The 12,315-nt window shown below is 70.9% G+C and carries 8 protein-coding genes, 2 tRNA genes and 1 pseudogene; 6 read left to right on the top strand and 5 right to left on the bottom strand.

What is annotated here, in order from left to right:
• Positions 1-190 precede the first annotated feature (190 nt).
• The gene (locus ABB07_RS24150; protein ID WP_208900661.1) at positions 191-949 is read left to right on the top strand and encodes an IclR family transcriptional regulator; all 759 of its coding nucleotides are present in this window, start codon (positions 191-193) and stop codon (positions 947-949) included.
• Between the two features lie 95 nt (positions 950-1,044).
• Positions 1,045-1,118 (top strand) — tRNA-Lys (locus tag ABB07_RS24145).
• Here the strand turns inward: ABB07_RS24145 and ABB07_RS24140 are convergent.
• From ABB07_RS24140 to ABB07_RS24120, 5 genes and pseudogenes are all read right to left on the bottom strand, one after another.
• Positions 1,084-2,741, bottom strand: a pseudogene (locus ABB07_RS24140) (AMP-binding protein). The gene ABB07_RS24145 and the pseudogene ABB07_RS24140 overlap by 35 nt on opposite strands.
• A 40-nt stretch (positions 2,742-2,781) precedes the next feature.
• Positions 2,782-3,249 (bottom strand): DUF3592 domain-containing protein, encoded by a 468-nt coding sequence (locus ABB07_RS24135; RefSeq protein ID WP_208900660.1) that lies wholly within the window; start codon positions 3,247-3,249, stop codon positions 2,782-2,784.
• A gap of 119 nt (positions 3,250-3,368) precedes the next feature.
• Positions 3,369-3,974 carry a lytic polysaccharide monooxygenase auxiliary activity family 9 protein gene (locus tag ABB07_RS24130; RefSeq protein ID WP_208900659.1) on the bottom strand — a complete coding sequence of 202 codons (606 nt, stop codon included), beginning with the start codon at positions 3,972-3,974 and terminating at the stop codon, positions 3,369-3,371.
• A 133-nt stretch (positions 3,975-4,107) separates the two neighbouring features.
• The gene (locus ABB07_RS24125) at positions 4,108-5,250 is read right to left on the bottom strand and encodes an SPFH domain-containing protein (protein ID WP_208900658.1); all 1,143 of its coding nucleotides are present in this window, start codon (positions 5,248-5,250) and stop codon (positions 4,108-4,110) included.
• A 568-nt stretch (positions 5,251-5,818) separates the two neighbouring features.
• Positions 5,819-6,979: a peptidoglycan-binding protein gene (locus ABB07_RS24120; protein WP_208900657.1), complete on the bottom strand. Its 1,161-nt coding sequence runs from the start codon at positions 6,977-6,979 to the stop codon at positions 5,819-5,821.
• Between the two features lie 186 nt (positions 6,980-7,165).
• Between ABB07_RS24120 and ABB07_RS24115 the strand changes: the two genes are divergently transcribed.
• From ABB07_RS24115 to glxA, 4 genes are all read left to right on the top strand, one after another.
• Positions 7,166-7,239: transfer RNA gene (locus ABB07_RS24115), tRNA-Lys, on the top strand.
• A 106-nt stretch (positions 7,240-7,345) separates the two neighbouring features.
• Positions 7,346-8,122 (top strand): FadR/GntR family transcriptional regulator, encoded by a 777-nt coding sequence (locus tag ABB07_RS24110; RefSeq protein WP_244189492.1) that lies wholly within the window; start codon positions 7,346-7,348, stop codon positions 8,120-8,122.
• Positions 8,123-8,389: 267 nt separating this feature from the next.
• Positions 8,390-10,366: a glycosyltransferase family 2 protein gene (locus ABB07_RS24105; protein ID WP_208900656.1), complete on the top strand. Its 1,977-nt coding sequence runs from the start codon at positions 8,390-8,392 to the stop codon at positions 10,364-10,366.
• On the top strand, positions 10,363-12,297 hold the full coding sequence (glxA, locus tag ABB07_RS24100; RefSeq protein ID WP_208900655.1) for a radical copper oxidase GlxA: 1,935 nt from the start codon (positions 10,363-10,365) through the stop codon (positions 12,295-12,297). Before ABB07_RS24105 ends, glxA begins: the two co-directional genes overlap by 4 nt.
• The last annotated feature ends 18 nt before the right edge of the window (positions 12,298-12,315 follow it).

The raw sequence follows: 12,315 nt of genomic DNA, 5'->3' as shown, positions 1-12,315 counted from the left end.
ATGCCGAGGTCCAGCCGTTGGGTCATGACGTTGGCATATGCCAGAGGGTCTGCGCCGCAGTTGGGAGGGGTCGGGCGGGCGGAAGAATCTCGCCAACCCCCTCTCCCCGTACCGGGTTTGCCCGTTATCGTGGTAGCGATCCGCCGACCGGATCTCGCGGCACACACAGGCGAGCGCAGGGGGATGCACCGTGGCGCTGATGCACGAGCCGACCGCCCCGTACCATTCGGCCCAGGACGCCCTGCGCGTGCTGGAGAGCGTCGCCCGCCACCCCGCCGGCGTCACCGACACCGAACTGGCCCGCCGCACCGGCCTCGGCCCCGAGCGGCTCACCGCCCTGCTGCGCATGCTGCGCCGGGAGGGCTACGTCGAGCAGATCACCGACGGGGCGTACGTCACCGGCGACACCCTGCGCCGCCTCACCTCCGCGCACGACCGGGAGCGGGCCCTGCGCGAGAAGCTCCAGCACACCCTGGACCGGCTGCGCGACTCGGTCGGCGCGGCGGTCTACATGAGCCGCTATGTCGACGGCGAGGTCAAGGTCACCCAGTACGCCGCCGGGCCCACCACCCCCGCGGTCAACGAGTGGGTCGACTTCCGCACCGCCGCCCACGCCACGGCGGTCGGCAAGAGCCTGCTCACCCAGCTCGACCACAACGCCCGCCGCGACCATCTCTCCCGGCACAAGATGGCCCGCCTCACCTCGCGCACCATCACCAGCGACAAGCTCCTGCTCTCCCGCCTGGAGTCCCAGCCGCCGACGGTGCCGGTCCTGGACCTCCAGGAGTACGCGATCGGCACGGTCTGCGCGGCGGTCCCGATCACGGCGGGTGCCTCGGTGGGCTGCCTGGCGCTGTCGCTTCCCGTGGAGCACGCGCACCGGCTGAGGAGGGCGGCGGAGACGCTGAACCGGAACGCGGCGCCGGTGCTCCTGTCGCTGACGATCTAGGTCCGAAGGGGTGGTCACGAGCACCCCTCAGGACCGGGTAGTATTTTCTTCGTCGCCAGCCGAGGAAGATAAAATCCGAGGTCGGCGGGAGTCATGCGCCGCTAGCTCAGTTGGTTAGAGCAGCTGACTCTTAATCAGCGGGTCCGGGGTTCGAGTCCCTGGCGGCGCACACGGACGAAGGGTCCTTCGCGATTGCGAGGGGCCCTTCGGCGTCCCCCTCCCTAAGCCTCCGGTAGGTCTCCTCCCCCGGCGGCCGCCACCACACCGGATCGGCGCACGCGTACCCCTCGCGCCGCAGCCGCGCCCGGTGGATCTTGTTCGTGGCCGTCACCGGCATCCGCTCCACCACCCGTACGAACCGGGGTGCCATCTTCGTCCCCAGGTCCGGCTGGGCCGCCAGGAACTCGGCGAAGCCCCTCGGATCGAAGGACCCGGCGATGGTCGCCATCACCTGGTCCCCGGTCACCGGGTCGGGCACCCCGTACACGGCGACGGCCACCGCGCCCTCGTACCGGGCGACGATGTTCTCGATCATCGCGGAGGCCAGGTTCTCCCCGTCGACGCGGATCCGGTCGTCGCCACGGCCCGCGAAGTACAGGTGGCCGCCGGCGTCCCGGTAGAACAGATCACCGGTCCAGTACGCCCCGCCCCTGCGCCGCTCGGCCTCGGCGGCCGGGTTCCGCCAGTACCCCTCGAAGGGGTTGGGCCCCCGGTTCACCAGCTCACCTATCGCCTCCTCCCCGTTCAGCAGCCGCCCCGAGGGGTCGAACCGGGCCGACGGGCACTCGCGCCCGGTGGCGGGGTCGAGCACCACAAGGCCCGGCCCCGCCGGCCCCACCGCGCCCTTCGGGGTGCCCGGCGCCCACTGGATCGCCGCCCCGCCCTCGGAGGAGCCGTAGCCCTCCACCAGCCGGACCCCGAACCGCCGCTCGAAGGCCGCCGCGTCCACCGCGCCCGCCTCGGTGCCGAAGCCGAGCCGCAGGGGATTGTCGCGGTCGTCGGCCCGCTCCTCGGTGGCGAGGACGTACTGGATCGCCCGCCCGACATACGTGAAGTACGTCGCCCCGTACCGGCGCACATCGGGCAGGAACCCGGACGCCGAGAACCGCCGCCGCAACGCGACCCCCGCGCCGGCGGCGAGCGCGGGCGCCCAGTCGGCGATCACCGCGTTGCCGTGGAACATCGGCATGCAGATGTAGTGCACGTCGTCCGCGCCCACCCCGAACTGCCGCACCAGCGCCTGCCCGGCCGCCGCCAGCCGGCCCTGGGAGCAGAGCGCGGCCTTGGGGGCGCCGGTCGAGCCGGAGGTGAAGTACAGCAGCAGCCGGTCGGCGGGAGCGGCCCGGGAGGGGTCGGGCACGGCGTCGGCGTAGGGGGCGAGGAGGGCGGCGTACTCGTCCCCGTCCGTCACGAGGATCCGTACGCCCGGCAGCTCCAGGCCCGCCAGCAGCGGCAGGTGGGCCCGCTCGGTGACCAGGAGCGGGCACTCGGTGTGCAGGATGTCCCGGGCCAGTTCGGCTCCCCGGCGCGTGGGGTTGATCCCGGCGACGGCCGCACCGGCCAGGGCGGCGGCGCCGAGCCAGAGCGGGAACTCCTCGGTGTTGTCGAGCAGCACCCCGACATGCGGTACGGCGCCCGCCGGCAGCAGGTCGGCCAGCAGTGCCGCCCGTGCGGCGGCGCCGGCGGCCGTCTCGTGCTGTGTCAGCACCCGCCCCTCGCACATGAGCCCCGGCCGGTGGTCCCCCCACCGCGCCGCGACCAGCTCGGCGACCGTGCGCGTCATGGACTCCATGGAGCCGCACGGTAACTGACTGAGCGTCAGATAGGGAGGGTCACGGCATCATGCCGCCCGACTCCGAGAACATCGTGTGGGCGGTGGTGATGAAGAAGACGCAGAAGGCGATGGCCGCGCCGAGGAAGGCCACCGAGAATCCGGTGCCTACGGCCAGCTTGGCGGGCGCGGGCGGGCGCGCGGTGGCCTGCTCGGGCCGCTCCGGCAGGTACCGCACGGCGGCGAAGTCGCCTTCCACGACGGTTGCCGGGCCGCCCGCCTCCTCGAAGCGAACGGTGCGGCCCTCGCGGGTGGTGAACTCGTAGACGTGGTGCAGGGTCGTCCGCACCGACGTGTCCCCGCCACCCCCGCTGGTCGTGGTGTACGCCCGCAGGCAGCACGCCTCGGCGGTCAGGCCGCGCGCCCAGATCCTGCTGATCCGCCGGGCGCGGACCAGCAGCCGGAAGGCGCCGCACCCGAGGCCGACGATCATGAGGGCGGGTATGGCGTAGAAGAAGAGATCGAACATGAGGTTCCCCCGAGGTCGGTACGCCGCCCCCGCTCGGCCGGCGTGCGAGGAACGTACCCGCCGGTAGGGGCGGCCGGCCTCAAGGGAACCTCAGTTTCCGTGCTGTGGCGGAACGGTCCTCAGAAGGTGACGTCCGAGCAGGCGTAGAACGCGTTGCCCGTGTCGGCGATCGTCCACACCGCGAGGATGACGTGGTGCCCGCTCAGCCCGGTCGGCAGGGTGCCGCTGTGGCTGAGGGTGGCCGGTGGGCGCTGGCCGTTGTAGGGGACCGTCAGGAACGGGGTGAGGTCGAGGTCCGAGCGGGACAGGGGGTGGTTCTGGTTCCAGCCCTGTTTGGTGACGAAGTACTTGAAGTCCGTCGTGGCGTGCTGGGCGGTGAACTGCCAGCGGAAGGTGTACGTCTGCCCGCCCGTCACCCGGGTCGTGGGCCAGGCGGCGCCGGACGGTGTGGTCGGCGAGCTGAGCTGGGCGAACCGGCTCAGGCCGCCGTTGCAGAGCTGGCCGTCGGCGGGCCCCGCGGCCGGGAAGCCCTTGGGGCCCTCGACGCTCTGCGGTTCGTACTGGATCTCGCCGCAGCCCGTCACCGTGCCGTTGGCGCAGAGTTTCTGCCTGCTGATGGGGAGGTCGGTGTAGCCGTGCCCGCTGGCGCCGCCGGTGGAGAGCGCGAACGCTCCGGCGGTCATCACACCCAGCACGACCGCGGACAACTTGGTCCTGGTGCGCATACTGCCGCTCCTGAAGAACGTGGGGAGTTCGATGAGCTGTGCAGGTAGGTCTAGACCAAGTGCCAGATTATTGCCGTCTGTTGACTGTGTCCATACAAAAGACGTGCCCATCGCGACCGCGGTGGAGCCCGCTCTACGACGGCTCCCCGCGCCCCGAGCAGAAGGCGACCGTCAGGTCCCGCACCAGCGCCTTCCGCTCGTCGTCGTCGGGCCCGACCAGCCCGCGCGCGGTCAGCCTGCTCATGGCGTCCTCCACCGCGTCCACCACCGAGTCGAGCAGACCGGCCCGCTGCCGGGCGTCCAGGCGGGTGATCCGGCGCCGACGGACGGCGTCGGCGACCTCCGGGGCGTACTCCACCCGGAGCGGCCGCACCGAGAACACCTCCACACCGACCGGCGCGGCCTCCTCCGCCACCAGCCGGGTCAGCGCCTCCCCGGCCGCCGTCACCCCGCCGCGCGTCCCGCCCGCCGGCTCCACCGGCACCCGCGCCAACGCCGCCTCCACGCACTGACGCAGATACGCCTCGTGGTCCTCGACGCCGAGCACCGCCCGTGCGGTGTCCCGCATCCGCCACACCACCAGCACCACCACCCTGAGCGGCATCCCGTCGTGATCCGCCGCCGGCATCGCCTCGCTGCGCCAGTGCCGCAGCCGCACATCGACCCGGCGCCGCCGCAGCAGGGGGTTCACCCAGATAAGGCCGGTGCGCCGTACCGTCCCCCGGTAGCCGCCGGACAGGTCGAGCACCCAGGCCCGCCCGGTACGCCCCCGGGCCAGCCCGCCGAAGCCGAGCATCGCCAGCGCCCAGGCCCCGGCGTACGCCGCCCACTGCGCCGGACCGGGCCCGGCAACCAGGGACGCGGGCAGCGACAGCGCCTCCGCCACACTCGGCGGCAGCAGCCCCGCCCACCAGGAGGTCACCAGAGTGCCGGTGACCCCGCAGACCCCTGCCAGCGCCCCGACTGCCCCCGGCAGCACCCGCGCCGGGCGCTCCACCAGCTCCGGGTCCACCTCCGGCAACTGCCGCCGGCGCACCGGCACCGGCTGTCCCGGCGACGGCTGCTCACCGGTACCCCGCCGACGGGCCACCACGGCGGGCTCGACCGGCACCTTCACCGGGTTCAGCGGGTCCGCGTCGTCGCGGAAGAGCAGATGGACGGGGATCTCGACGGTCGCCCCGCCCGGGACCGGCCGGCCCGGCCGCCCGACCGCCCCCGGGGCACCCTCCGGCTGCCCCTCGGACTCGGGCGTCGTGTGTGACGTGCTCGTACCCATGCGTGCCTCCAGCCTCCGCGCCAGACGCGTCGTTGAACAGGTGAGTTGAGATGGACAGGGGGATGGGGGTGGGTGATGAGGGTCGGGGGATGAGGGTGGGAGGGAAGGGGAGAGGGGACGGGGGGAACAGGTGCGGGTCGGGAGGGAAAGGGGCGGGAGGGGTAGGGGCGGGAAGGCAGGGATGCGATGAGCAGCGCTCTTCGGGCTCTTCGGGCTCTTCGGGGCGGGGATCGGCCGGCCCCTCGCCACCGCCGGATGCCCGGCGGCGGCGATCCGGATCGACCGCGGCCGCGGCCACGGTCGGGAGCGGTGTCCGCGTCGCGCGCGGTGGCCTCGGAACCGGGAGCGGCCTCGCGAGCGGTTGCCCGGAGACCAGGGGGCCGGGCCGGGTGGTCGGAGACCGGGTGCCCGGCCCGACGGCCGGAGCCCGGTCAACCGGCGGGCGCCCGGCGGCCGGTAGCCCGGCCCGTCGGCCGGACACCGGTCCCCGGCCGCCCGCCCGCCCCGGCGGTCAGAGGCCCCGCCTGCGGTCAGAGGCCCCCCTCGCGGTCAGAGGTCCGTCTCCCGGTCAGAGGTCCGTCTCGCGGTCGGGGACCGTGTCCGCGAACAGCCGGCGCCAGGTCTCCGGCCCCGGAAAACCGTCCGCCGCGCCGCCGCGCCAGCCCTGGGCGCGCTGGAAGGCCTCCACCGCGCGCCGGTCCGCGTCGCCCCAGCGCGGGCCGGGATCGGCGGTGTAGAACGTGCCGTATCCCTTCTCCACCAGTCGCCGGCCCAGTTGCGTGACGTACGCGTTCTCCGCACCCGGGCGGAAGTGGCCCCGGCCCGGATAGCCGACCACCCCGTGCGAGGCGGGCACCCCCTGCGGGGCGGGCACCCCCTGCGGAACCGGCGCCGCCTGCGCGGCGGGCACGCCTCCGCCGGCGACGGGGCCGAAGCGGGCGACCCCCGGGTCGGGGGCCTGCTTCCCGGCCGGGTCGGGCGGCGCGCCCTCCTTGCCGTCGGTCAGTCCCTTGTAGCGGTAGGGGACGTACTTGTCGGCGTTGCTCCAGTAGGGATACGGCGTGGGCTGGGAGCGGGCGTGCGGGGGTGTCTGCTCGTACACCGTGTAGTAGGTGTGCGCGGAGTCCGTCCAGCCGCCGAAGATCACCACATGAGAGCCTTTCTCGGGGTTGTCGGGATTGTGGTAGAGCAGCATGTCACCGGGCTGGAGATCGGCCTTGGTGATCTTCGTGCCGAACTGGTCGAGGCTGCCCGTCCATTCGTTGCTCGGCAGGCCCCAGGCCATGGAGACGTAGCCCGAGCAGTCCTGCCGGTATCCGTCGGTCCAGTAGCTCTCCATGCTGTACGGCACCTGGGCGGCCACCCAGACCTTGGCCCGCTCGATGATCTTGGCCCGGGTGGTGGCGGGGGTCGGTACGGTGCCGGGTCCCGCCGGGTTGCCCTTCGGGCCGTACAGCGGGCCCCTGGGGCCCTGGGGGGTGTCGGTCTCGTCGTCGTCGGGGGCGTGGACGCGCTCCTCGACGGTTCGGTCGGGGGTGACGGCGGCGGCCTGGGCGGGCGCGCCGAGGACGGCGGACGCGGCGGCCAGGGCCACGATTCCGCAGGCGGCCGGGCGCACGCCGGGTCGGCCGGGCGCCTGGCCGGGGCCGGCCCGTCGCTCCTGGGCGCAGCCGGGGCAGTCGCAGTCGCCGACGGGGTCGAATTCCTGGAAGACGGGAGCCGTCGCCATGCGATCTACCTCACATTCGGAGGGGATTTGTCCGCGAGTGTGCACGTTGATCAGTTTGCTAACCGGCCACCGCGCCGCCACTTTGACGGTCCGAATGATGTACACGGCCGCCCCGAGCCCCCGCCGATCATCCGGGGGTGGTCACGGGCACCCTCCAAGGTCAGGTAGAGTTATCTCCGTCAGCAGGCGCCGCTAGCTCAGTTGGTTAGAGCAGCTGACTCTTAATCAGCGGGTCCGGGGTTCGAGTCCCTGGCGGCGCACCGACCGGGAGGCCCCTCGCGAAAGCGGGGGGCTTTTCGCATGTCCGGAAATCACCTCCTGTCCGGAACCGAGCCCTCCCCCCGACTGGCCGGATACCCTCTCGCCATGGCAGCCCGGGACCTCCAGGAGCGGATCAAGAAGCTGATCGTGGACCGGCGGCTGCCCTCGGGCGCCCCGCTGCCGACCGAGCCCGAGCTGATGGAGTACCTCGGAGCCAGCCGGAACTCCGTCCGGGAGGCACTGAAGGCGCTGCAGGCCATGGGCATCGTGGAGATCCGGCACGGGTTCGGGACGTACGTCGGCTCGATGTCGTTCGCACCCATGATCGAGGGGCTGGCCTTCCGCACCGTCGCCGGGCACTACCGGGGCGAGGACTCCCTGCTGCAGCTGCTGGAGCTGCGCGAGGCCGTGGAGACCGGGCTGGTCTCGCGGCTGGCCGGGCGGCTGCCCGATGCGGACCTCGTTGAACTGAACGCCCTCGTGGACCGTATGGAACGGGAGGCCGCCGAGGGGGCGGGCCTCGCCGAGACCGACCGGGCCTTTCACGCCACCCTCTACCGGGGGCTGGACAACGTGTTGCTCAGCGAGGTGCTGGAGGCGTTCTGGGACGCCTTCCACCGGGTGCAGCGCGATCTGGTGGACGTGCCGCAGGACCCCAGGGTCACCTGCCGCCAGCACCGGGAGATCCTGGACGCGGTCCGGTCCGGCGACTCACTGCGGGCGGAGGAGGCCATAAGAGATCACTTCGGCAACATCCGCGCCCGGCTCTCCACCACCGGCACACCACCGCCGTCCGGAGCCACCGGCACAACCCGGCCACTGGGGACCACCGGCGCGCCCTCGTCACCCGAGCCCCACCCGCGCCACAATGAACGGGTTTGACCGGTAAACACCGCGTTTCGCGTCTTGCGATCATGCGGAGCGCCGTAGACCCTGGATGTCCAAGCTGCCGCCGTTTCGCGGCAGTTGGGGGGAAGCAAACGGTTGCTGGACGGCGGGGAGGGGGCCCCGCCCATGAACCGATGCCGAGGGGGGCATCATGCAACCGGAAGGGCGCCGTCCCGTGTCTGTACGGTCGGGGAGACGTGGGGACTGCGCACTACCACAGCGATCGAACACGCGGTGATCTGCGTGTGGGGGGAATGACTCATGACGTCGACGCCGTCGGGCGCCGGACAGAGCCACGTTCACGACGACCCGTCACAGACCACACAGCTCAGGGTGATCGGCCACCGGACCGGCCAGATACGCCGGATCAAGAAGAGCCTGCCGAGATACGACTACGAGCACTACAGCCGGCTCGCGGGCCCCCTCACCCAGCCCGACCCGGGCAAGCCGTACACGGTGCAGTACCGGTCGCTGCTCTCGCAGGAGCCGCACCGCGTCCGCGCCGCGCTCATGCTGGGCGCGGCCCCCATCCTCTCCCTGGTCCTGCTGTTCTGGCTGCTGCAGCCGGAGCACTGGACCGAACGCGACTATCCCGCCTACGACTTCCTGCCGGCGCTCGACGTCGTCATGCTCGTCTCGATCGGCCTGATCGAGTTCTTCCGCTGCATGAACGTCCTGTCCAACGCGCACGCCACCCTCGTCGCCCGCGACCCGGTCCCGGTGGTCCCGGAAACCGGCACCAGAGTCGCCTTCATCACCACCTTCGTGCCCGGCAAGGAGCCGCTGGAGATGGTGACGAAGACCCTGGAGGCGGCGGTGAGGCTCCGTCACCGGGGCCTGCTGCACGTGTGGTTGCTGGACGAGGGCGACGACCCGGCCGTCAAGGAGGTCTGCGCCCGGCTCGGAGTGCACCACTTCACCCGCAAGGGCGTCGAGCGGTGGAATCGGCCCAAGGGCCCGCACCGCGCGAAGACCAAGCACGGCAACTACAACGCCTGGCTGGAGGCGCACGGCGACGAGTACGACTTCTTCGCCTCGGTCGACACCGACCACGTGCCGCTGCCCAACTACCTGGAGCGGATGCTCGGTTACTTCCGCGACCCGGACGTCGGCTTCGTCATCGGCCCGCAGGTGTACGGCAACTACGACACGTTCGTCACCAAGGCCGCCGAGTCCCAGCAGTTCCTCTTCCACGCCCTGATCCAGCGCGCCGGCAACCGCTACGGCGCCCCGATGTTCGTCGGCACGTCCAACGCCGTGCGCATCAGCGCCCTCAAGCAGATCGGCGGCCTGTACGACTCGATCACCGAGGACATGGCGACCGGCTTCGAGATGCACCGCGCCAAGAACCCCGCGACGGGCCGGAAGTGGAAGTCGGTCTACACCCCGGACGTCCTCGCGGTCGGCGAGGGCCCGAACGCCTGGACGGACTTCTTCACCCAGCAGCTGCGCTGGTCCCGGGGCACCTACGAGACGATCCTCAAGCAGTACTGGAAGGGCCTGTTCACCCTGCCGCCGGGCAAGCTCTTCAACTACACGATGATGATCATCTTCTACCCGATGTCGGCCCTCAACTGGATCCTAGCGGCGCTGAGTTGCGCCCTGTTCCTGGGCCTCGGCGCCTCGGGCGTGAACATCGACCCCACCGTCTGGCTGATGCTGTACGGCAACGCCTCCGCCCTCCAGATCGGCCTGTACATCTGGAACCGGCGGCACAACGTCTCCCCGCACGAGCCGGAGGGCTCCGGCGGTGTCGCGGGCATGGTGATGTCCGCCCTGTCCGCGCCGATCTACGCACGCTCGCTCATGGACGCCGTACTACGCCGCAAGAGCAGGTTCGTGGTGACGCCCAAGGGCGAATCGGCGAGCCCCGACACGCTGTTCGGAACGTTCCGGGTCCACTGGTTCTTCATCCTGGTCTTCGCCGGCTCACTCGCCGCCGGCTTCGTGTTCGGGCACTCCCACCCGGCGATGATCACCTGGGCGTCCTTCGCCCTGCTGATCACCGCCTCGCCGATCTTCGCCTGGCAGTACACGCTGCGGCAGGAGAAGAAGAAGCCGAAGCCCGCGGCCGCCGCGCCGGTCGCCGAACCGCAGGACGCGGTGCCCGCGCCGCACGCGGCCCACGCCCCGCAGCGGCGGCCCACCTGGGTGGCGGGCCCGCCCGACGGCTCGACCGGGGAGAACGAACAGACCATGCAGATCGCCCTTGGCGGACTTGGGGGACGTAAGGAATGAAGGACCAGGCCGGCCGCCGTCGCGCTCGCAGGCTCGCGATCGGTACGGCGGTGGTACTCGCGCTGGCCGGGATGAACGGGCCGTGGGTCTACCGCTTCGCGACCGCGCAATACCACCAGTACAAGATCAACAGACCCGAGTACAAGGCCGAGAACGGCCACTGGGACGTCATCGAGTTCCCCCCGGAGTACCGCCAGGACACCATCCACGCGGCGCTGCTGCACACCGGCAAGGTGCTGCTGGTCGCCGGCTCGGGCAACAACCAGGACAACTTCAACAAGAAGAAGTTCGACACCCGGATCTGGGACCCGGTCAAGGGCACGATCAAGAAGGTCCCCACGCCCAACGACCTGTTCTGCACCGGCCACACCCAGCTGGCCAACGGCAACCTGCTGATCGCGGGCGGCACCAAGCGGTACGAGAAGCTCAAGGGTGACGTCAAGAAGGCCGGCGGCGTCATGATCCTCTACAACGAGAACCCGGACAAGCCGATCACCCTGCCCGCGGGCACCAGGTTCACCGGCAAGCAGAACGGCAGGACGTTCGTCTCCCAGGATCCGGTGCTGGTCCCGCGCGCCACGAAGGTCTTCGACAGGACCGGCAAGTGGCTGCGGAACAACCCCGGTTACGGCCGGGTCTACGTCGAGGCGCCGAAGGAGGGCGCCAAGTACGAGACCGGCACCCAGGACAACTACCGGATCCAGGGCCTGACCGGCGCCGACGCCCGCAACACCTACGGCATCGCGCAGAAGCTCGCCCTCGACAAGAAGGACTTCGAGGGCATCAAGGACGCCTACGAGTTCGACCCGGTCGCCGAGCGGTACATCAAGGTCGACCCGATGAACGAGGCCCGCTGGTACCCGACGCTCACCACCCTGTCCGATGGCAAGATCCTCAGTGTGTCCGGCCTCGACGACATCGGTCAGCTGGTGCCGGGCAAGAACGAGGTCTTCGACCCGAAGACGAAGAAGTGGACGTACACGAAGTCGGTCCGGCAGTTCCCGACGTATCCGGCGCTGTTCCTGATGCAGAACGGGAAGATCTTCTACTCGGGTTCGAACGCGGGGTACGGACCGGACAACGTCGGCCGCGACCCCGGCATCTGGGACGTCGGCACCAACAAGTTCACCAAGCTGCCCGGGCTGAGCGACCCGAACATGATGGAGACGTCGGGGACGGTGCTGCTGCCTCCGGCGCAGGACGAGAAGTTCATGGTGATCGGGGGCGGCGGCGTCGGTGAGTCGAAGCTGTCCAGCAACAAGACCCGGCTGATCGACCTGAAGGCGAAGAACCCGAAGTTCGTGGACGGGCCCGAGCTGGAGAAGGGCACGCGGTATCCGCAGTCCTCGATCCTGCCCGACGACACGGTGCTGGTCTCCGGCGGCTCGGAGGACTACCGGGGGCGCAGCGATTCCAACATCCTGCAGGCGCGGCTGTACCACCCCGACAGCAACAGCTTCACCCGGGTCGCCGATCCGCTGGTGGGCCGCAACTACCACTCCGGGTCGATCCTGCTGCCGGACGGGCGGGTGATGTTCTTCGGGTCCGACTCGCTCTACGGCGACGAGGCGAACACCAAGCCGGGCAAGTTCGAGCAGCGGATCGAGATCTACACGCCGCCGTATCTCTACCGGGGGTCCCGGCCGACGCTCGGTGGAGGTCCGCAGACGATCGCCCGCGGCGCTTCGGGGACGTTCACGTCGGATCACGCGGCCAGCATCAAGAAGGTGCGGTTGATCCGGCCGAGTGCGTCCACGCATGTGACGGACGTCGATCAGCGGTCGATCGCCCTGGACTTCAAGACGTCCGGGAACAGGATCACGGTGACGGTGCCGAAGAACGGCAACCTGGTGACCGCCGGGTGGTACATGCTGTTCGTGGACGACGATCAGGGGACGCCGAGCGTGGCGCAGTGGGTTCGGGTGCCGTAGCGCGAAACGGGGTGGGGG

Source organism: Streptomyces incarnatus, from assembly GCF_001027185.1.
Lineage (GTDB): Bacteria > Actinomycetota > Actinomycetes > Streptomycetales > Streptomycetaceae > Streptomyces > Streptomyces puniciscabiei.
Note: the sequence above shows the minus strand (reverse complement) of the source record. Positions and strands in the feature narration are given on the sequence as shown.

Bases quoted from the DNA above. Each gene is read 5' to 3' on its own strand.
- ABB07_RS24135 (WP_208900660.1), bottom strand. From the start codon at position 3,249: ATGTTCGATCTCTTCTTCTACGCCATACCCGCCCTCATGATCGTCGGC.
- ABB07_RS24130 (WP_208900659.1), bottom strand. From the start codon at position 3,974: ATGCGCACCAGGACCAAGTTGTCCGCGGTCGTGCTGGGTGTGATGACC.
- ABB07_RS24125 (WP_208900658.1), bottom strand. From the start codon at position 5,250: ATGGGTACGAGCACGTCACACACGACGCCCGAGTCCGAGGGGCAGCCG.
- ABB07_RS24120 (WP_208900657.1), bottom strand. From the start codon at position 6,979: ATGGCGACGGCTCCCGTCTTCCAGGAATTCGACCCCGTCGGCGACTGC.
- ABB07_RS24110 (WP_244189492.1), top strand. From the start codon at position 7,346: ATGGCAGCCCGGGACCTCCAGGAGCGGATCAAGAAGCTGATCGTGGAC.
- ABB07_RS24105 (WP_208900656.1), top strand. From the start codon at position 8,390: ATGACGTCGACGCCGTCGGGCGCCGGACAGAGCCACGTTCACGACGAC.
- glxA (WP_208900655.1), top strand. From the start codon at position 10,363: ATGAAGGACCAGGCCGGCCGCCGTCGCGCTCGCAGGCTCGCGATCGGT.